The organism is Mesorhizobium sp. Z1-4 (genome assembly GCF_004000235.1).
In the GTDB taxonomy this organism is placed as follows: domain Bacteria; phylum Pseudomonadota; class Alphaproteobacteria; order Rhizobiales; family Rhizobiaceae; genus RCIO01.
Window position 1 is genome coordinate 75,802 of record NZ_RCIO01000006.1, and the last position, 20,063, is coordinate 95,864.

At 63.3% G+C, this 20,063-nt stretch carries 21 protein-coding genes; 10 read left to right on the top strand and 11 right to left on the bottom strand.

All coding sequences use genetic code 11. The features are described 5' to 3' along the window. Positions 1–3: 3 nt before the first annotated feature. Genes EP165_RS17505 through EP165_RS17515 form a run of 3 tightly spaced genes read right to left on the bottom strand, consistent with a single transcriptional unit; the run spans position 4 to position 2,857 of the window. Positions 4–735: a DUF2259 domain-containing protein gene (locus EP165_RS17505; RefSeq protein ID WP_127524137.1), complete on the bottom strand. Its 732-nt coding sequence runs from the start codon at positions 733–735 to the stop codon at positions 4–6. 25 nt (positions 736–760) lie between these two features. After that, positions 761–1,783 carry a P1 family peptidase gene (locus tag EP165_RS17510; protein ID WP_127524138.1) on the bottom strand — a complete coding sequence of 341 codons (1,023 nt, stop codon included), beginning with the start codon at positions 1,781–1,783 and terminating at the stop codon, positions 761–763. A gap of 3 nt (positions 1,784–1,786) precedes the next feature. Then, positions 1,787–2,857 (bottom strand): branched-chain amino acid ABC transporter substrate-binding protein, encoded by a 1,071-nt coding sequence (locus EP165_RS17515; protein ID WP_127524139.1) that lies wholly within the window; start codon positions 2,855–2,857, stop codon positions 1,787–1,789. Positions 2,858–3,035: 178 nt separating this feature from the next. Here EP165_RS17515 and EP165_RS17520 point away from each other — a divergent pair, with 178 nt between their 5' ends. From EP165_RS17520 to EP165_RS17555, 8 genes are read left to right on the top strand one after another with little or no spacing between them, the layout of a single operon-like run. After that, complete coding sequence (locus tag EP165_RS17520) at positions 3,036–3,530, top strand: flavin reductase (RefSeq protein ID WP_127524140.1); 495 nt, start codon at positions 3,036–3,038, stop codon at positions 3,528–3,530. Between the two features lie 8 nt (positions 3,531–3,538). After that, on the top strand, positions 3,539–4,456 hold the full coding sequence (locus EP165_RS17525; RefSeq protein WP_127524141.1) for an AAA family ATPase: 918 nt from the start codon (positions 3,539–3,541) through the stop codon (positions 4,454–4,456). 8 nt (positions 4,457–4,464) lie between these two features. Further along, positions 4,465–5,715, top strand: a complete 1,251-nt coding sequence (locus EP165_RS17530; protein ID WP_127524142.1) for a vWA domain-containing protein — start codon at positions 4,465–4,467, stop codon at positions 5,713–5,715. A 17-nt stretch (positions 5,716–5,732) separates the two neighbouring features. Next, the gene (locus tag EP165_RS17535; RefSeq protein ID WP_127524143.1) at positions 5,733–6,071 is read left to right on the top strand and encodes an XdhC family protein; all 339 of its coding nucleotides are present in this window, start codon (positions 5,733–5,735) and stop codon (positions 6,069–6,071) included. A gap of 5 nt (positions 6,072–6,076) precedes the next feature. Further along, positions 6,077–6,787, top strand: coding sequence for an XdhC family protein (locus EP165_RS17540; RefSeq protein WP_127524144.1), 711 nt, complete (start codon positions 6,077–6,079; stop codon positions 6,785–6,787). Then, positions 6,784–8,391 carry an NTP transferase domain-containing protein gene (locus EP165_RS17545; protein WP_127524145.1) on the top strand — a complete coding sequence of 536 codons (1,608 nt, stop codon included), beginning with the start codon at positions 6,784–6,786 and terminating at the stop codon, positions 8,389–8,391. Before EP165_RS17540 ends, EP165_RS17545 begins: the two co-directional genes overlap by 4 nt. Before the next feature lie 34 nt (positions 8,392–8,425). Then, positions 8,426–9,292, top strand: coding sequence for an alpha/beta hydrolase (locus EP165_RS17550; RefSeq protein ID WP_127524146.1), 867 nt, complete (start codon positions 8,426–8,428; stop codon positions 9,290–9,292). Positions 9,293–9,302: 10 nt separating this feature from the next. Further along, on the top strand, positions 9,303–9,716 hold the full coding sequence (locus tag EP165_RS17555) for a DUF1330 domain-containing protein (protein ID WP_127524147.1): 414 nt from the start codon (positions 9,303–9,305) through the stop codon (positions 9,714–9,716). Between the two features lie 3 nt (positions 9,717–9,719). Here the strand turns inward: EP165_RS17555 and EP165_RS17560 are convergent, their stop codons facing one another. Further along, the gene (locus EP165_RS17560) at positions 9,720–10,754 is read right to left on the bottom strand and encodes a DUF1176 domain-containing protein (RefSeq protein ID WP_127524148.1); all 1,035 of its coding nucleotides are present in this window, start codon (positions 10,752–10,754) and stop codon (positions 9,720–9,722) included. A gap of 229 nt (positions 10,755–10,983) precedes the next feature. Here EP165_RS17560 and EP165_RS17565 point away from each other — a divergent pair, with 229 nt between their 5' ends. Beyond that, the gene (locus EP165_RS17565) at positions 10,984–11,466 is read left to right on the top strand and encodes a hypothetical protein (protein WP_164743082.1); all 483 of its coding nucleotides are present in this window, start codon (positions 10,984–10,986) and stop codon (positions 11,464–11,466) included. Here EP165_RS17565 and EP165_RS17570 read toward each other — a convergent pair. Next, complete coding sequence (locus EP165_RS17570; RefSeq protein ID WP_501981686.1) at positions 11,463–12,848, bottom strand: MATE family efflux transporter; 1,386 nt, start codon at positions 12,846–12,848, stop codon at positions 11,463–11,465. The two genes, EP165_RS17565 and EP165_RS17570, sit on opposite strands and share 4 nt — an antisense overlap. 158 nt (positions 12,849–13,006) lie before the next feature. On the opposite strand from EP165_RS17570, the gene pyrG reads away from it, so the two are divergent. After that, entirely contained in the window at positions 13,007–14,644 is a 1,638-nt protein-coding gene (pyrG, locus tag EP165_RS17575; RefSeq protein ID WP_127524149.1) for a CTP synthase, read from the top strand. 3 nt (positions 14,645–14,647) lie between these two features. Here the strand turns inward: pyrG and aat are convergent, their stop codons facing one another. The 6 genes from aat to EP165_RS17605 all read right to left on the bottom strand — a co-directional run bounded on the left by aat (position 14,648) and on the right by EP165_RS17605 (position 20,013). Further along, the gene (gene aat / locus EP165_RS17580) at positions 14,648–15,259 is read right to left on the bottom strand and encodes a leucyl/phenylalanyl-tRNA--protein transferase (RefSeq protein WP_127524150.1); all 612 of its coding nucleotides are present in this window, start codon (positions 15,257–15,259) and stop codon (positions 14,648–14,650) included. A 78-nt stretch (positions 15,260–15,337) separates the two neighbouring features. Then, on the bottom strand, positions 15,338–16,684 hold the full coding sequence (gene accC / locus EP165_RS17585; protein ID WP_127524151.1) for an acetyl-CoA carboxylase biotin carboxylase subunit: 1,347 nt from the start codon (positions 16,682–16,684) through the stop codon (positions 15,338–15,340). A gap of 9 nt (positions 16,685–16,693) precedes the next feature. After that, on the bottom strand, positions 16,694–17,170 hold the full coding sequence (gene accB, locus EP165_RS17590) for an acetyl-CoA carboxylase biotin carboxyl carrier protein (RefSeq protein ID WP_127524152.1): 477 nt from the start codon (positions 17,168–17,170) through the stop codon (positions 16,694–16,696). Between the two features lie 30 nt (positions 17,171–17,200). Further along, positions 17,201–17,638, bottom strand: a complete 438-nt coding sequence (gene aroQ, locus EP165_RS17595) for a type II 3-dehydroquinate dehydratase (protein WP_127524153.1) — start codon at positions 17,636–17,638, stop codon at positions 17,201–17,203. A 116-nt stretch (positions 17,639–17,754) separates the two neighbouring features. After that, on the bottom strand, positions 17,755–18,564 hold the full coding sequence (locus EP165_RS17600; RefSeq protein ID WP_127524154.1) for a DsbA family protein: 810 nt from the start codon (positions 18,562–18,564) through the stop codon (positions 17,755–17,757). Between the two features lie 57 nt (positions 18,565–18,621). Further along, positions 18,622–20,013: a M48 family metalloprotease gene (locus EP165_RS17605; protein WP_127524155.1), complete on the bottom strand. Its 1,392-nt coding sequence runs from the start codon at positions 20,011–20,013 to the stop codon at positions 18,622–18,624. Positions 20,014–20,063 lie beyond the last annotated feature (50 nt).

Sequence of the window (20,063 nt, forward strand, 5' to 3'; positions counted from 1 at the left end):
GTCCTACAGGCGCCCTGCGACGGCGAGCCAGCGGTGATCGGGGCCTTCAAAGCCGATCTGCCGCATTGCGATCATCAATGCGAAGACCGGATCGCCCGACGGCGGGTAGAATATCTGCAATCCGCCGATGCCGTAGCCGAGCGGGCAGCCGCGGCTGGCCGGTATCGAGTTGTCTTCATGAACGAGCTCTGTGGTGTCGCCGTCGGTGGTGCCGAGGCGCGTCAGCCGGTAGCCCATGATCGCGCCGAAACCCTCGCACATCGTAGGCGCAACGAGCGGTACGTCTTCGAGCCGGAATTCGACCGGCGCATCGATGGGCGCGAATACCGGCCGCGGATTGACTGCCATACGCGAGAAGTCGGCGGAAAGTTCGGTTATGGCGTTCCAGCCGGCGGTGTAGCCGCGGTTTTCGGCAAGAACAGCATCGGCAATTACCGCTTCGCCCTGCGTTTGTGCCTGAGCGCGCGCATCGTTCAGCGACGCGGTTTCATCCTCGATCCTCACCCGGATCGGCGTGCCGGAAACGAAACTGTCGGTCGCAGTGTCGATGTAGAAGCGATTGGCATAAGGGAAGCCGGAACCGTCCTGGACGCCGTATTCCTCGAACGCGAATATGCTTCCGTCCGCACTGAAGCCGATAATATTCACTTCGGCCGCGTCGCCCGCATATGCGATTGCGGGTATGCAAAGCGCGGCCGCCACCGCGGCCGTCTTTCGTATAATCGATGCCAGCATGGTCATTCCTCCTCGTAGCCGGACATTAGCGGCTCGCCGCGAGCCGCTCGGTCCACACCGGCATGATATCACCGGATTCGGCCACGGCAGAATGAACCCCGCGTGCGATCGCTCGCGCCATCACGGAACCTGCCTCGGCATAGAGATCGATCGCATCTTCGAATCCGGGGGTAATACCGCTTGTACCTGTCGCGAGCGAGAAAACCAGGTCGCCGTCGGCCGGAGTATGGCTCGGCCAGATCGCCCGGGCGAAACCGTCATGGGCGGCGACCGCGAGCCGCTTGGCATCGGCCTTGGTGAGCACGGCATCGGTCGCGATGATGCCGAGCGTGGTATTGGCGCCGGCCGTATTCTGGTCGCGGAACTTGAGCAGCACGTCCGCGCTGCGTGCGGGCAGCGCCGCGGGAAGCCCGAGGCCGCCAAACTCATCGCCTATTTCGAACGGGGCAGCCCAGAAATGCGGGCTCTCGCCCATGGTCGTTGAGCCCACGGCGTTGACCGCCGCCAGGGCCGACACCGTAACGCCGTTGCGCAGGACCGCCGATGCCGAGCCGAGCCCGCCCTTCAAGCCGGCCGTCAGCGCGCCTTTTCCGGCCCCGTGGGTGCCGAGCGGGAATTCGGTGCTCGCGGCAAGCGCCGCCGCATGACCGAGCTCGCGGTAGGGCGGGTAGGCGCCCCAGTTCTTGTCGCCGCCATTGGTCATGTCGAACAGGATAGCGCTCGGCACGATCGGAATGTTGATGCCGCGCACCGAAAATCCCATGCCGGCTTCTCGCAGCGCGGCCTGCGCGCCGGACGCCGCATCGAGACCGAATGCCGAACCGCCGGAAAGCACCAGCGCGTTGATCCGTTCGACCGAGTTGTGCGGCTCCAGCAGATCCGTCTCGCGCGTGCCAGGTGCGCCGCCCATCACGTGAAAGGACGCCACCGCTGGTTCGTCGCAAATGACGGCGGTTACGCCCGATTTCAGTTTCGCGTCATCGGCATTGCCGACGCGCAACCCGGCGACGTCGGTCAGAAGATTGAGAGGTCCCGGTTTCAGCGGCAAGGCTCACTCCACGGCGACAAATTTCATACCGTCATAACGGAACAGCCGGTAAGGGTTTTGCGTCAAATCGCCCTTGTCGTCGAATTTGACCGGTCCCATCGCGGTTTCGAATGTGTCGGCGTTCAGGACCTCGGTAAGCGTTCGGCCGCTGGTCTCGGCGCGGATGAGCGCTTCAACGGCGACCTCGAGGGCAGCAAAACCCGGAATGGCGTATCCTTCCGCAAGCACCTCGCGTTCGCGAAACGCTTCGAGCACGGCTTCGGCGGCATCGTCGGACGGCTCCGGCAGGCCGACCATCAGCGTGCCCGCTGCCAGCGGCACATCACCTGGCGCGGAGCGCAGGGTTTCGCCGGCGGCGATCACCAGGTCGAAGCCGAGCTCGGACGCATCGCGACCCATGATCGCGACGTCCACCCGGTCGCCGCCGACCAGAACATGCGATGCGCCGGCGCGTCTCAGCCGTGCGACGAGGCCGATCTGGTTTTCCAGCTGCGGCCGGTAGGTGTCGACGAATATCGGCTGCAGGCCGGCAAGCTCGGCCGAAAGCCGAAAGCTCTCCACCAGTTCACGGCCATAGATTGTGCCATCATCGACAATGGCAAAGAGCTTGTCCTGCCACTGTTCCACCAGGATTTCAGATACGGCCTCGCGTTCACCGTCGGCGCGAGGTGCCATGCGGTAGACCGGCCAGCCGGTCTTATGCCGCTGGTCGGTGAGACTGTTGGTGCGCACGCCGGGAGTGATCACCGGAATGCCTGCCTTGTCCAGGATCGGCAATGCTGCCTCGATCGCCTCGGTACAGATGAACCCGGCAACGATGCGCACCCCGCCGGCGACCATGGCTTCGGCGGCCTGTTTACCGCCCTCGGCTGAGCAGCTGTCATCGGCGAAGCGCAGATTGGCCGGCGCTATGCGCCGTTCCGCGGCCGCGATTTCCGCCCCGTTGCGCAACTGGTTGCCCAGAAGTTCGGCCGATTCCGTTACCGGCGCGACGATACCAATCGTCTGCGCCTCTACCGGCGCGGCAAAGACGGCAGCGGAAAGGGTAAGAAACGGAACGAGGGGCAGGGGCATGCGCATGGCCGCAATCTACGGGCATGCGCTGAAAAGTGAACACGCAATCGCAGATTGTCGCGATTTCGGCCCTCCATGCCGAAATGTCGGCGGAACGGCTTGCCGCCCTGCCGTGAGCTGTGCTTGTGACAGGTTGTGCCGGCACTATATAGCGGGCTAGACGTTTCAGGGGTTTGCATTGCTTAAGGATACTGCGGTCGAGCCGCGCATCTATCGCGACGCCATGGCCCGCTTCGCCGGTGCCGTGCATGTCGTGACGACTGACGGCGCGGCCGGCCGGCGCGGCGTGACGGTCATCGCCGCATGTTCGGTTTCAGACGCGCCGCCGACGATTCTGGTCTGCCTCAACCGCGAAAACGAGGCGAATGATGTTTTCCGCGACAACGGGGTCTTTGCGCTCAACACGCTCACCGACTCGCAGAAGCCGGTAGCGGATGCGTTTTCGGGACTGACTGGCCTTTCCCAGGACGGTCGGTTTGCAGTTGGAGCATGGGACGCGGTTTCCACCGGCGCGCCTGTGCTTAGAGATGCCGCAGCGGCTTTCGACTGCGAACTGGTCGACGCCAAGGACCTTGCCACGCACCGCGTGCTGTTCGGCCGTGTGCGCGCGGTCCGTATAGGTGATAGCCTCAGCCCGCTGATCTACTACAACCGCGCCTACCGCCTGCTTTGAAGGACAAAATGGCGAACCAGCTGCCGGCTACGATTGACGACACGCTCACCATGCTGGAGGGCGCGGGCTACGTTGCCGACCGGTCCCTGGCGACCGTGCTCTTTCTGGCATTGCGAATGGCGCGACCGCTTTTCCTGGAAGGCGAAGCCGGTGTCGGCAAGACCGAGATTGCCAAGGTTCTGTCGTCGGCGCTCGACCGGCCGCTGATCCGCCTGCAATGTTACGAGGGCCTGGACGTCTCTTCCGCCGTATATGAGTGGAACTACGCCGCCCAGATGATCGAAATCCGCATGGAGGAGGCTACGGGCGGCGTTGATCGCAACGAAATGGAACGCAACGTCTTCTCGGAGAAATACCTGATCAGGCGCCCGGTGCTCGAAGCGCTTGAAGGCGAACCCGGTCGTGCGCCGGTGTTCCTGATCGATGAGCTCGACCGCACCGACGAGGCATTCGAAGCCTTCCTGCTTGAAATCCTGTCCGACTTTCAGGTGACGATCCCCGAGCTCGGCACGATCAAGGCCAAGGAGCCGCCGATCGTCATCGTCACCACCAACCGCACCCGCGAAATCCACGACGCGCTGAAGCGCCGTTGCCTCTATCACTGGGTCGATTATCCCGACGCCGCGCGCGAGCTTGAGATTGTCTCGTTGAAAGTGCCTCAGGCGAACCAGCGGCTCTCGCGCGAAGTGGTGCATTTCGTGCAGAAGCTGCGCGAACTCGATCTCTTCAAGGCGCCTGGGGTTGCCGAAACGATCGACTGGGCCGGCGCGCTCACCGAACTCGACAAGATCGCACTCGACCCCGAAACCGTGTCGGACACGATCGGCGTGCTGCTGAAATATCAGGATGATATCGCCCGCATTTCCGAAGGCGAGGGTCGCCGCATCCTCGACGACGTGAAGGCCGAACTGGCGGCCGCGCAGTAGGCAGGGCCATGGCCGATATCGCTGCCCACGATACCGCGAAGCCAGATGGGCGCATTGCCGACAACATTGTCTATTTCGCCCGTACGCTGCGCAAGGCGGGTATGCGGGTCGGTCCCGCGTCGGTGGTCGATGCGATCGATGCCGTTTTGACGGCCGGCATCGGCACCCGCGACGATTTCTACTGGACGCTGCATGCTGTCCTGGTGAAGCGCCGCGAGGACCGCCCGGTCTTTGATGAGGCGTTCCGGCTCTTCTGGCGCTCGCGCGAACTGATCGAAAAGCTGCTCGCGATGTTTTCGCCGGTCGCGCCGGATACCCGCGAGCGGGAAAAGCAGCGCGCCGCCGAATCGCGTGTCGCCAATGCGCTTTTCGCCGGCCAGGAGAGCCGACGCGAAGACGAGGTGCCGCAGATCGACATCGATGCGCGCTTCACCGTGTCGGGCAGAGAAGTGCTGCGTGGCAAAGACTTTGCGCAGATGACGGCGGACGAACTTGCAGATGCCCGGCGCGCCATCGCCGAGCTGAGCCTGCCTGTCGACAAGGTACGCACGCGGCGCTTCCGGCCGGACCCGCGGGGCAGGCGTGTCGATCCGCGCGCCACGATGCGCTCCGCGCTGCGCACCGGTGGCGATCTGATCATTCCGCGGTTCCGCTCTGTGCGCAGCGTGCAGCCGCCACTGGTCGTGCTGGCCGATATTTCCGGCTCGATGAGCCAATACACCCGCATCTTCCTGCATTTCATGCATGCGCTTTCGGAGAAGCGGCGGCGTGTGCACACATTCGTTTTCGGCACGCGCCTCACCAATCTGACCCGCCAGCTTCGTCATCGTGATCCTGACGAGGCACTGGAGCAGGCCTCGGCCGCCGTCGAGGACTGGTCGGGCGGTACGCGCATCGGCGACACGCTGCACGAGTTCAACCGGGTCTGGTCGCGCCGCGTTCTATCGCAAGGCGCGGTGGTGCTGCTCATCACCGACGGCCTGGAGCGCGATGATCCCGAAGGGCTGGATGCCGAAATGGAACGGCTTCACAAATCCTGCCGCCGGCTGGTGTGGCTGAACCCGCTGCTGCGTTTCGACGGCTTCGAACCGCGTGCGCGCGGCGTGCAGGCCATGCTGCCGCATGTCGACGAGTTGCGGGCGGTTCATTCGCTCGATGCGCTGTCGGACCTGTGCGCCTCGCTGTCGGACGCGCATGGCTCCGCCGATCCGAGCCGCTGGCGGGGGCTTGGCAACCGGGCGGCCGCCACTCCATATTGAGGTTTCGGGAGAACGCCATGGACGCCAGCTCAGCCACCACCGACAATCTCGACCCGCTGCAGGTCGCCGAGACATGGAAGAGTGGCGGACGCGATGTCGCCATTGCCACCGTCATGGAAACATGGGGCTCGGCGCCCCGACCGACCGGCAGCCAACTCGTCATCGACAGCGCAGGCAACTTCCACGGTTCGGTCTCGGGCGGGTGCGTGGAAGGCGCGGTGATCACTGAAGCCGTCGATGTGATCGAAACCGGCGAGCCGCGCATGCTTGAATTCGGCGTCGCCGACGAGACGGCATGGCGCGTTGGTCTGTCCTGCGGCGGCCGCATCAAGGTTTTTGTCGAGCGCCTGGGCTGATTGCGATGGACCTTGTGCTTCTCAAGGAACTGAATGCCGAGCGTGCTGCGCGCCGCGCCGCCATTCTCATCACCGACACCGCGGATGGTGCTGGCCAACTGGTGCGCGAGGGCGACGAAATGTCCGGCGCACTCGGCGAAGCGATCGGCCGCGCGTTCCGGTCGGGCAAATCAGGCCTCGCCGAGATCGAGGGCCGCGAGCTATTCTTGAATGTTCATGTACCGCCGCCGCGCCTGGTGGTCATCGGTGCGGTGCATATCAGCCAGGCGCTGGCGCCGATGGCAAAGATCGCCGGCTTCGACATGATGGTCATCGACCCGCGCACCGCCTTTGCCACCGAGGAACGGTTTGCCGAGGTCGCATTGCATGCCGAATGGCCGGAGGATGTGCTGAAGAACCAGCCGCTCGACGCTTACACGGCGCTCGCAGCTCTTACCCACGACCCCAAGATCGACGATTACCCGCTTGCGGCGGCGCTAAGAGCCGGCTGCTTCTACGTTGGCGCACTGGGCAGCAGAAGGACGCATGCCAAGCGCGTTGACCGGTTGAAGGAAGGCGGCCTGTCGGACGCCGAGCTGGATCTCATCCACGCCCCGATCGGCCTCGACATCGCCGCGGCAAGCCCGGCTGAGATCGCCGTCGCAACGCTGGCGCAGATCATCGAGGCGCTGCGCAAGCGTGAACTTGCCGGCGGGCTCAGCATGAGGGCGGCATGAAATTCGGGCCTTGCCCGGTCGCCGACGCGGAAGGAACGATCCTCGCGCATTCCATCCAGCTAGGCGGCAAACGCCTGCGCAAGGCGCATCTGCTCACGCGTGAAGACATCGAGACGCTCGGCGCGGCCGGTGTGACAACTGTCACTGTCGCCCGGCTCGACGCGGGCGATGTCGCGGAAAACGAGGCCGCCGACCGTATCGCGCGGGCGATGCGCGTCGACGGCGTGGACATCCGCACTGCGTCGACCGGCCGCATCAATCTCCATGCAGCCACGGCTGGTCTGTTGACCGTCGAAAAGACGCGGATCGACGCGCTGAATGCAATCGACCCTGCGATCACGGTTGCAACCCTTGCCAACTATTCGGCGGTCGAGGCCGGCCAGATGGTCGCGACAGTGAAGATCATTCCATATGCCGTCGGCGGCGAACTGGTTGCGGCGGCGGAAGCGAAAGCAGGAGAGGGGGCGGCACTTGCGGTTCACCAGTTCCGGAGCCTCAGGGTGGGGCTTGCGCAGACCCAGCTGGCGGGATCCAAGGCGTCGGTGCTTGCGAAATCTGCCGAACTGACAGCCGCACGGCTGGCACGCTCGGGCAGCCGCATAACATCCGAGCGGCGGACCGCGCATGAGGCCGCAGCCCTTGCCGAAGCGCTCAAACCGCTCGCCGGCGAAAACGATCTGCTGATCGCATTTGGCGCATCCGCGGTCAGCGACGAGGATGACGTCATACCCGCCGCGATCCGGCTGGCGGGCGGGCGTGTGGAACGCACCGGCATGCCGGTCGATCCGGGAAATCTGCTGGTCGTCGGCGAACTCGCCGGCAAACCGGTGCTCGGCGCGCCGGGCTGCGCCCGCAGCCCGAAGGAGAACGGTTTCGACTGGGTACTGGACCGTATCGCGGCCGGGTTGAATGTGACATCGGACGAAATTGCCGGCATGGGGGTGGGCGGTCTTCTCGCCGAAATCCCATCCCGCCCTCAGCCGCGCGAGGCGCGTGGTGCGCGCCGAATCGAGATCGGTGGCGTTCTGCTCGCGGCGGGCCGCTCGAGCCGCATGGGTGCGCATAACAAACTGCTGGCGCGTTTCGATGGCGAGGCGCTGGTCCATCGCAGCGCGCGCACGCTGGTTGAGGCCGGGCTGCGTGACGTTGTTGCTGTGCTCGGCCATCAGGCGGGCGAGGTCGGCGCAGCACTTTCCGACATCGGCATCCGCACAGTCGAAAACCCGCAATTTGCCTCAGGCATCGCAAGTTCGCTGGCAACGGGCATCCGTGCTCTGAGCGCCAAGGTCGATGCGGCGATTATCGTATTGGCTGATATGCCGGCGGTGTCATCGGATGATATCGGCAGTCTTGTCGACGCGTTTCGCGCTCATGGCGGCAAGGCCATCATCCGCGCGACGGCGTCGGGCCAGCGCGGCAACCCGGTCATTCTGCCGCGTGCGCTGTTTGCCGAGATCGAGGCGCTGCAGGGTGACACCGGCGCGCGCCACATCATCGAAAACAGCGATCTTGAAGTGATCGACGTCGAACTTGGCGAGGCAGCGCGGATCGACGTGGATACACCCGATGCGTTGAAGGCAGCCGGTGGCGTGATTGAGGACTAGCCGTCGGCACGGTGAAGTGCTTACCCTTGCGCCGATGAATCGTACGTTCCTTCCAGCGCTGTTCCTGCTCCTTTCGACCGGCCTGGCGGCAGCGCAGCTGCTGCCGCCGCACAAGGACAACCTCTTTGCTTATCCCGGCCTGCTTTCGGCGGACGATGATGGCGGCTACCGCGTTGTCGATTACGACGAAATGCGCGACATCAACGGCCGCGACCAGACGCCGGAGCGCCGGGTACACAACAAGTACGTCTCGACCGGCGTGCGCCGAGAGCAACATGATCTGATTGCCGAAACCTCGGCCGGCAAGGTGCGCCACATCGCGGTCGGCACCTCGCGACGCGCCAGCGTGATCGTCGTCTATCTGCACGGGCAGGGCGGCAGCCGCCGCCAGGGCGCCGACGACTTTACCTTCGGCGGCAATTTCAACCGCATCAAGAACCTCGTGCACAATGCGCGTGGGCTATATATCTCGCCCGATTTCAGCGATTTCGGCGAAAAGGGTGCGGCCGAAATCAAGGCGCTGCTGTCGATCTACTTGCGTGCCTCGCCCGAGGCGGAAGTTGTCTTTGCCTGTGGTTCGATGGGCGGCGCACTGTGCTGGCGCCTCGCCCGCGACGCCGACATCGCGCCGCGGCTGGGAGGGCTCATGCTTTTGGGTTCGCTGTGGGACAGCGAATTCATGAGCAGCGCTGCTTTCCGTGGTTCGGTGCCGGTATTCCTCGGCCATGGCAGCCGCGACAGCGTATTTCCGATCGAGAAGATGGAGGCGTTCTACCGCTCGGTGAGGAAAGCAAAGCCGGGTTATCCCATCCGCATGGTCCGGTTTGAGACGGGCAGCCATGGCACGCCGATCCGCATGACCGACTGGCGCGAGACCATCAACTGGATGCTGGCGCAGTAAGGAGGCTCTCATGTTCGTTGACCCGACACGCGAAATGTTCGGCAGGTTCCGGGGGCTTTCCGAGGAGGGCCTGATCCACATGCTCAATCTTGTGCGCCTGCGCGACAAAGCCGAGTATGAGGACGGTACCGCCGCCACCGGCGCGGAGGCCTATGCGGCCTACGGGCGTGAGAGCGGGCCGATCTTCCGCCGCGTCGGCGGCCGCATCGCCTGGTCCGGCGATTTCAGGCTGATGCTGATCGGGCCGGAAGATGAGCGGTGGGATTTGTGCTTCATCGCGGAATACCCGAGCGGCGCCGCTTTCGTGGAAATGGTCAAGGATCCCGACTACCAGAAGGCCGTACGCCACCGGCAGGCGGCGGTGCTGGATTCGCGCCTCATCAGGCTTGCGCCGCGCAATTCCGGTTCTGGCTTCGGAGAGTAGGCTTCAGGGTCCCGAGGCGTAGTCCACCACTGTGCGAGGGTTGATTTCGCCGTCATAGGACGCATCGACATCGAAACGCACCAGCGAGAATTCGCCACTGCGAAACAGCCATTCGCCGCGGGAAGAGGCGTCGCCCACGCCGCGCCATTTCGACCATGAATGAAGCGTGTTTGTAGCCGGATCGAACTCGGAATTGACGAGTTCGCCAACCGATTTGAAGCCGATCACGTAGATCGCATCGACCGGCTTGTCGAAGTCGTCGTCCTGGTAGCGGATGTCCAGGTGCGGCGTGGCGAATGAAAGCAGGCGCAGCTCGTTGAACTCGTCGCCGTAAATGTAGACCTCGGATTCGTTATAGGCGCCGCGATTGCAGGGGAAGCGGAAGAGCTTCGCTGTGTGTTCCGGGTCGCTGGCGGTCTCATATGCGTAGCGGAAGCTGAGATCGTAGGTCTCCGGTGTGCGTTCTTCCGCCGTCAATTCCTCCATGCGCTGGCAGCTCTGAGCGAAGGCGTCTTCCCAAAGCGCGATTGCCCGGTCGCGCAGCAGGTCGGCCGCGGGCAGGGGCGCGCCGCCATCGCAATTCGCCGGCACCGATTCATCCAGCTTGGCGCTGGAGGCTGAAAACCGGCCGCTGGAAATGCTGAGCGGCGTGAAGGCATCCGTCGCGATTTCCGGATTTGCCATGCGCAGGCTGTAGCAGCCGGAAAATACCCGCACACTGCCATCGCTCGCATGCGCTTCGATGGCTAGCGGCAGCTGCAACATGATGCTTCCCGCAGCACCTTCCTCGGCCACCCGGCCGGTGCGGACTTTCACGCTTTCGGTGCCTGAAAAGCCTTCGGCGTAGTCTTCCAGTGACGACGCCGGCGGTTCCGAGAAGTAGCTCCAGGCGCGCGCATATTCCTTGCGGTTGACCGCGTTGTAGAGCGATTTGACCAGCGATGCCGCGTCTGACCGGTCGTCGAGATAGGCTTCCTCGGCCAGCGCGCTGCTGCACGCCACCGCCATGCCGCAAGTGATCACCAGAGCAAGCCGCATGATTCTCCTCCGCCGCTTCAATACCGGATCATGCCGGGAAATGCGGCGAGACTGCGCTTTTGACCTGGTGAGCGCAAGCGTTTCCGCTGCTTCGCGCCGCCTTGGCACGGGCATCGGCGGCCTCCGGGCGCAGCTCGCTAAAATGCCGAATATCCGTGGGGCAAATCCTTAAGCCGCTTCGGCTAGGCTCAATTGCGAGTAAGTCTATCCTGCGGGAGACATATCTGGAATGCACAAGAACCGCGATTTTGCGTCAGTTCTTGATCAGTTGATGGCTCAGGCCGCCGCGGACGAAAATGATGCGCCGGCCCGGGCTGTACGGCTCGATCCGCTGTCGATCGCGGATGAGCTGTGTTCGGGCAGGATTGTCTTCTCGCCCGAGGAACTGACCGCGCGCTATGCGGACGACATGCACAACGCGGCGGGCAAACCTGCCGCCGGCGGCCGGCCGGTGGTCGATGCACCACCGCTGGATCCTGCGCCTAAAGCCCTGAATACCGATCGCGAATCGATCGCCCGCGAGCTTGGGCTCGACGGACGGCGCATTCCGCCTGATCTCGACGGCCTGCGTCGCCGGTTCGCATCCCGCAACCACCCCGATCTGGTGGCGCCGCATTTGCGCGACGCGGCCATGGTGCGCATGCAGACGGCAAACATGCTGATCGACGAGGCGAAGAAGAAGCGCAAGGGCGGCTTTTTTGCACGCTCCTAGTTGAGCAGCCTGTCGCGCCGCATCCAGCGCACGACCAGCATGACCGCAACAGCGGCCAGCCCGAAGAACAGACCCAGCCAGACACCGACGCCGTTCATCCCGGCAGGAAATGCAAGAATGTAGCTGAGCGGCAGCCCAAGACCCCAATAGCCGATCGCCGCCAGAACCATGGGTTTCGCCGTGTCGTGCAAGCCGCGCAACATGCCTGACGTCACGGCTTGCGCGCCGTCGACGATCTGGAAAAGTGCCGCCAGCGAAAGGAAGGTCACAGCCGTTGCCACAACGGCCGCATTGGCTGCGTCGTCGGTATCGATGAAGGCAGCGATCAGCAGCCTTGGCAGCAACAGCATAACCAGCGCGGTCAGTGCCATGAAGCTGACGCCGATGACAAATGCGGTCCAGCCGGCGAGGCTCACTGCATCTGGGTTGCGCGCGCCATAGGCCCGTCCGACGCGTACCGTCACCGCCTGGCCGATACTCATCGGCACCATGAAGGAAACCGATGCGATCTGAATGGCAATCGCATGCGCGGCAAGCGCCACCGGCCCGATCAATCCCATCAGGAAGGTGGCAGCATTGAAGATCGACACCTCGAAGGCGAGAATGCCGGCAATCGGCGCGCCGAGCTTGAACAGCTGGACGAAACGCGGCCAGTCCGGGCGCCAGAAGCGGCCGAACAGGCGGTAGCGCCGAAATTGCTTTTCCAGGCTGACCACCAGCGCCATGCCGGCGAACATCAAGATGTTCGACGTAGTTGTGGCAATGCCGGCGCCAACCAGCTCCAGCCGTGGAAAGCCGAGATTGCCGAACATCAGGCACCAGTTGGCAAACACGTTGAACGACACCGCCACAAGCACGATTGCGAGGGCCCAGCCAGGGCGCTCCAGTGCCGAGATGAAATTTCTCAGAACGATGTAGCCGTAGAACGGCAGGGTCGCCCACAACATGGCGCGAATATAGGCACCGGCCATAACGGAAAGCTGCGGGTCTTGCCCCATCCAGGCAAGCACGGCGCCGCCATGCCAGAGGAAAAACCACAGCGGTATCGACGCGGCTACAGCCAGCCAGAGCCCTTGGCGCACCGTTCGGCGCACGTCGCGCACCGAGTGCCGGTTGCGGCCAAGCTCCGAGGCGATCATGGGCGAGGTGGCAAGCATGAGCCCCAGCCCCAGCATCATGGGACCGAAATAGAGGTTGCCGCCCAGCGCGCCGGCCGCGAGCGATTGCGGGCCCAGCCGCCCCATCATGATCACGTCCGTCGTGGTCATGCTCATCTGGGCGAGATTTGTCAGGATCATCGGCAAGGCGAGCGCCGCCATGGCCCGCACTTCCGCAAGCCAGCCGCTGCTTGATGGTGCAGCATGTGGCGCCGCGGTGGTCATGAGAATCTGCTCCTGCAAGGAATCGGCTTCTATCCATGTGGACCGTCTTTTCAAGCACCTTGATTTGGTCCAGCTCTCGCGGTGTTTGCCGCCTGCCGCGAAAAAGATGGCTGCAAACGACATTTCTGCTGGCGGAATCAGTTCGCCGCCGGTAAGCCATGAATCCCATGGCGCGATATGTATTCATCACAGGCGGCGTGGTTTCCTCCCTCGGAAAAGGCATCGCATCGGCGGCTCTGGGCGCACTGCTCCAGGCGCGCGGATACCGGGTCCGGTTGCGGAAACTCGATCCGTATCTCAATGTCGATCCGGGCACGATGTCGCCTTACCAGCACGGTGAGGTCTTCGTGACCGACGATGGAGCCGAGACCGATCTGGATCTCGGCCACTATGAACGTTTCACCGGGCGTTCGGCCGTGCAGGCCGACAACATCACCACCGGGCGCATCTATCAGAACATCATCGACCGGGAGCGGCGCGGCGACTATCTCGGCGCCACCGTTCAGGTCATTCCGCACGTCACGGACGAGATCAAGAACTTCGTTCTGGACGGCAATGACGACGTCGATTTCGTGCTTTGCGAGATCGGCGGCACGGTCGGCGACATCGAGGCGATGCCGTTCCTGGAGGCGATCCGCCAGCTCGGCAACGATCTGCCGCGCGGCCAGTGCGTGTTCATTCACCTGACCCTGATGCCCTGGATTCCGGCGGCCGGCGAACTGAAGACCAAGCCGACCCAGCACTCGGTCAAGGAACTGCGTTCGATCGGTATCGCGCCAGACATCCTGCTGGTGCGCGCCGACCGGGAAATCCCGGCCGAGGAGCGCAGGAAGCTTTCGCTATTTTGCAATGTGCGTGAATCCGCCGTCATCCAGGCGCTGGATGTCGCCAACATCTATGACGTTCCTGTGGCCTACCACAATGAAGGCCTCGATGAGGAAGTGCTTTCCGCCTTCGGCATCGACCCTGCGCCCAAGCCACGCATGGAGCGCTGGCAGGAGGTATCGGAACGCCTTCACAATCCCGAGGGCGAGGTCACAATCGCCATTGTCGGCAAATATACGGGCCTGAAGGACGCCTATAAGTCGCTGAGCGAAGCGCTGGTGCATGGCGGCATGGCGAACCGCGTGCGGGTCAAGCTCGACTGGATCGAGTCGGAAGTATTCGAGAAGGAAGATCCGTCACCCTGGCTCGAAAAGGTTCACGGCATTCTTGTTCCGGGCGGCTTCGGCGAGCGTGGCTCGGAAGGCAAGATACTGGCCGCAAAATTCGCGCGCGAGCGCAGGGTTCCCTATTTCGGCATCTGCTTCGGCATGCAAATGGCCTGCATCGAGGCGGCGCGATCGCTGGCCGGCATCGAAGGTGCCTCTTCGACCGAGTTCGGCTCCACGAAGGAGCCGGTGGTCGGCCTGATGACCGAATGGCTGCGCGGCAACATGCTCGAGAAGCGCAAGGCGGCAGGCGATCTCGGCGGAACGATGCGGCTTGGCGCCTATCCCGCGGCGCTGGGCGAGGGCACCCGCATCGCCGAAATCTATGGCGGTACGCAGATTTCCGAGCGCCATCGCCACCGATACGAGGTCAATGTCGACTACAAGGCCAAGCTGGAAGAGTGCGGGCTGGTCTTCGCCGGCATGTCGCCCGACGGCGTGTTGCCCGAGACGGTCGAATACCCCGATCATCCCTGGTTCATCGGCGTCCAGTATCACCCCGAACTGAAGAGCCGGCCCTTCGAGCCGCACCCGCTCTTCGCCAGCTTCATCGGCGCCGCTGTGGAACAGAGCCGGCTGGTCTGAGGGTTAGAACGTCGCCTCGGCTTTGAGTGCGTTCTCCAGCATACGCTCATAGGCGGCGCGCGGTACGTCGCGCGCGCCGAAGCGCTTCAGGTGCTCAGTCGTGAACTGCGTGTCGAGCAGCCGAAAGCCGCGTACGCGCAAATGCTCGACCAGATGCGCCAGGCAGACCTTTGAGGCATCTCGCTGACGTGAAAACATGCTCTCGCCGAAAAACGCCGCGCCGAGCGTAACGCCGTAAAGGCCTCCGACCAGTTTGCCCTCGAGCCACGCCTCCACCGTGTGGCAGTGCCCCTGTTCGAAAAGTGCGGAATAGGCTTCCCTGATAGGTTTGTTGATCCAGGTGCTTTGCCTGCCGGGGCGTGATTCCGCACATCCTGCAATAACGCCCCTGAAATCGCTGTCGCGCCTGATCTCAAACCGGTCCTGCCGCAGGAGTTTTGCGAGGCTCTTGGGCACGTGAAACGCATCGAGAGGCAGAATTCCACGCGTCTCCGGACGTACCCAGAATACCTCCGGGTCGTCGGCTCCTTCGGCCATCGGAAACACGCCGGTGGCATAGGCCCGAAGCAGCAGGTCGGGCGGGATGCGCAGTCCGGGCGCAAAAGGCCGGCTCACCGGTGAAACTGTCCAGGTCGCATCGCGATATTATGCGCGCTGCCGCGGCAGACTTTCAATGACAACAATGGCGGCAGGTCAGGTATCGGCCTTGGCGAGATATTTCTCCAGCCAGTGAATGTCATAGTCGCCATTGGCGATGTCGCGGCTGTTCACCAGGTCCTGGAACAGCGGCAGCGTCGTCTTGATGCCGTCGACCACGAATTCGCCCAGCGCGCGCCTCAGCCGCATCATGCACTCGACCCGGTTGGAGCCGTGCACGATCAGCTTGCCGATGAGGCTGTCGTAATAGGGCGGGATCTTGTAGCCCGAGAACACGGCTGAATCGACCCTGACACCGAGCCCGCCCGGCGTGTGGAAATGCGAGACGGTTCCCGGCGAAGGGGCAAACGTCTTCGGGTCTTCGGCATTGATGCGGCACTCGATCGCATGTCCGTTGAACTGGACGTCTTTCTGTTCGACCGAAAGGCCGGCGCCCGATGCAACTCTGATCTGCTCATGCACAAGGTCGATACCCGTGATCGCTTCCGTCACCGGGTGTTCGACCTGCAGGCGCGTGTTCATTTCGATGAAATAGAACTCGCCGTTTTCGTAGAGGAACTCGATCGTGCCAGCACCGGCATATTTCAGGTCCGCCATGGCGTTGGCCACCGTCATGCCGATACGCGAGCGGTCGGCCGCGTTAAGTGCGGGAGAGTTGGCCTCTTCCCAGACTTTCTGGTGGCGCCGCTGCAGCGAGCAGTCGCGTTCGCCCAGGTGAACAGCCCTGCCGTCGCCATCGCCCACCACCTGAACCTCGATGTGGCGCGGCTTTTCGAGGTATTTTTCGATGTAGACGGCGTCATCGCCGAATGCGGCGCCGGCTTCGGAGCGCGCGGTTGCCAGCGCGACGTCGATATCGTCTTCGTTGCGCGCGACCTTCATGCCGCGTCCGCCGCCGCCGGCCGAGGCCTTGATGATGACGGGATAACCGATCTCGGCTGCGATGCGCTTTGCCTCCGCATCCTCCGTCACCGCGCCGTCCGAGCCCGGAACGACCGGAATGCCCAGCCGCTTGGCAGTGCGTTTGGCCTCGATCTTGTCGCCCATGACACGGATATGATCCGCCCGCGGGCCGATGAAGGTGATGTTGTGCGCGTCCAGAATGTCGGCGAACTTGGCATTCTCCGACAGAAATCCGTAACCCGGATGCACTGCGTCTGCGCCGGTGATCTCGCAGGCGGCGACGATCTGGTGAATGTTCAGATAGCTGTCGCGCGAGGGCGGCGGCCCGATGCAAACGCTTTCGTCCGCAAGCCGCACATGCATGGCCTCGGCGTCGGCGGTAGAATGCACCGCGACGGTCTGGATGCCGAGCTCCTTCGCCGCGCGCAGAACGCGCAGCGCGATCTCACCGCGGTTGGCGATCAGGATTTTGTGGAACATCCCGGCGGCCTATTCGATCACGACAAGCGGCTCGCCGAATTCGACGGGCTGCATATCCTCAAAGAGAATTTCCCTCACCGTACCGGCTCTGGGCGCCGGTATCTGGTTCATCGTCTTCATCGCTTCGATGATGAGCAGCGTCTGTCCCTCGCGAACCGACTGGCCGACCTCGATGAACGCCTTGGCGCCGGGCGAGGGCGCCATATAGGCGGTTCCGACCATCGGCGACGTAACGGCATTCTTGGACGGCGACGGTTTGCCTCCCGGCGCCGGCTCCGCGGCCTTCTGCTCCTGAGCGGCGGGTGCGGGCGCCTCTGCATGTGCGGCTGGTACCTGATAGGTCGCCTGCACGCCTGCTGCCTGGCGCGATACGCGCACCTTCATGTCGCCGATTTCGACTTCGATCTCGGTCAGTTTGGTTTCGTTGAGGATGCCCGCGAGATCGCGGATCATCTGCTGGTCTATTTCGGACTTCCTGGTCGACATTCCACCCCTGCCTTTGCCCGGATTATCAGGTCAGACCCGCGCGGCCAGCGCGTGCAGCGCCATAATATAGCCCTGAGGCCCAAACCCGCAGATCATTCCCGTCGCCACCGGAGCTATCTTTGAATGGTGACGAAATGGTTCCCGTGCATGAATATTGGAAAGATGCACTTCCGCCACCGGAAGCGGCGCAATCGCCCGTATCGCGTCGTGCATTGCTATTGAAGTATGCCCGTATGCACCCGGATTGAGTATGATGCCAACGGCCTTCGAGCCTGCCTCCTGAATCCAGTCGACAAGCTCGCCCTCGTGATTGGACTGCCGGAAATCCACTGCGAGGCCGAGCGGCTTCGCGGTGTTGCGGCAGTCCTCGCCGATTTCCTCGAGCGTCTTTTCGCCGTAAATGCCAGGCTCGCGCATGCCCAGCATATTCAGGTTCGGCCCGTTGAGGACGTAGACTGTTTTGGTCATCGATACTCTTTCGCGCGCAGCAACCGGGCGCTTCGGCGCCTTCTATAGAGGGCATAGAGTGCCGCGAAAAGTGCGCAAGGAGCAAGTGCGCCTGTCCACAGGCGCACTTTGCCCGATCAACAGCTGGCGCTCTCGGCGCAGGAGCGGGCGCTCTCGATCTTTTCGGCCAGAAGTTCGCGCCCCTGTGCCCCGAATATGACTTCCTGCCCGACCACATAAGAGGGCGTGCCGGTGATCGCCAGCTCACTGGCAAGAGCGTAGGTTTCGTTGAAAGCGGCCTCGATGCCGGTGTCGTTCATCGCGTCGCGAAGCGCTTCTTCCCCGATACCGAACGACAGGGCAATCTTCATTGCAGTATCTTCGTTCGCCCGTCCGGGGAAATTGAGGAGCGCCTCATGGAACTCGCCATATTGTTCCGGTGCGAGCGCCCGGAATGCCATGGAAACCACATGTGCCTTGCGCGAATCCGGTCCGAGGATCGGAAATTCCTTCAGGACGAAGCGCAGTTCCGGGTCTGCCGCAACCAGCTCCTGCATGTCTGAAAGCGCGCGCCGGCAGTAACCGCAATTGTAGTCGAAGAACTCGACGATGGTCGTTGTTCCGGCCGGGTTGCCGACAAGGCCGTCATAATCGGCATTGAAGATGAGGTCGGAGGAACTTCTGATCGCCTCGGTCTGGGCAAACTGCCGCTCGGCGTCCTGCTTTTCTTCCAGGGCCGCCTGAACCTCGATCATGATTTCCGGATTGGTGAGCAGGTAGTTGCGGACAATCGTCTCGACCGTCTCCCTGTCCATCTCCGCTGATGCGCTCAGCGGTGACTGATCGCGCGCGCCGATTGCCGGGGTGGTGCCCGACAGATAGCCGAACGCCAGCATGGCGAAAGACAGTGCGATCCCGAGTGAGCCGACGACGATTGCTTTGTTCATTGGTTTTTCCTGCTGGGCGTTCAGTGCCGTTGCCCGGTCTTGCCGGGTTGCGTGGCTTTATTTTGGCGGTTTGAAGTTGATGATGTCTTGCGCTTGCAGCCAGGAAGGTGTGCCGCGCTTGATTTTCTGCTGCGCACGGGCGGCAAAGATCTTGGCGTCCTTGTAGTTGCCGGCCCGGTAATGGCCTTCCGCCGTCGCCAGTTCGGCAAGCCCGATTTCACCCTTCTGGCCATAGGCCTGTGCGAGGTGGCGGTAGCCGGTAACGAATTCGGGATCACGGCTGAGCCCGAGCTTGAGCTCCGAAATGGCGTCGTTTACGGCGCCGGCCGCAAGCAGCGCCTGACCGCGCAGAACCCGCAATATGCCGCCGCGACCGGGCTCGAGCTTTACTGCTTGCGCGAATGCGCGGGCCGCGTCGTCCGGGCGGTTGGCCTTGATCAGTATTTCGCCGCGCAGCTCGTGCAGATACGGGTTGTTCGGCTGGTTCTTCAGCAGCGCGTCGGTTTTCTTCAGTGCGGTGCCTGGGCTGCCGGTCAGATAGGTTGCGATCGCATCGCCATACCGCGCGCCGATTCCGTTCGGGTCTTTGCGGAACATGCGTTTCAAGGCGCTGCTCCCCATCGTGTAAGCGGCGATTTTGGCCCGCATCATGTCGTGCCGCCGTTGCTGCTGGGGGGCGGCCTCCTTGCCGAAATACGGGCTTTCGCGGGCAACGCGCTCGAGGGCGGCAATGCGGTCGCGCGGCGCAGGGTGGCTGCTCTGATAGGGGTCTGCGGCAATTCCGGCCAGCGACGCCGATTGTGCAAATCGTTCGAAGGTCCGTAGCATTCCGAGCGCCGACTGGCCGGTCTTTTCCAGATATTCCACACCGAGCTGGTCGGCGATCGCTTCTTCGCCGCGCTGATAGCTGAGGATGCCGCGCCGCGCGATTTCAGGTGCGCCCATCGCAACGCCCGCTCCGAGCTGCGCCAGTCCTTTCGCTCCGGTGGTGGCGCCGGCAATGCCGGCACCCAGTCCGACGAGCGCACCAACGATCGCAACCGTCTTGGCGCGGTCGAGTTCGCGCCTGAGCCGTTCCTGGTGGCCGCCCGCAATATGCCCGGCCTCATGTGCAAGCACGCCAATGATCTCGCCGGGTGTCTCTGCGATCGCCAGGGCGCCGGTGTTAAAGAAGATTCGCCGGCCAGCGACAAAGGCGTTGAAGCGGTTGTCGTTGACCAGCACGATCTCGATACCGCTTTTGCCCAGTCCCGCAACCTCGAGGATTGGCTCGGCGTAGTCGCGCATGAGCGCTTCGATTTCGGCATCTCTTACGATCGGTACGGAGCGCTGCTGCGCCTTCGCCGAAATCGGGACGGCAAGCCCGACCAGACCGGCCAGCAGGACCGTGGCCAGCTTCCGTATCGCCGCGGTGCATGAGGCAGGTCGAATGGCTGGGGTCCCGAACATGCGGTTTCCGTACTTGAAGGCGGATTCGATGGAAAGCGGCAGCCGCGATC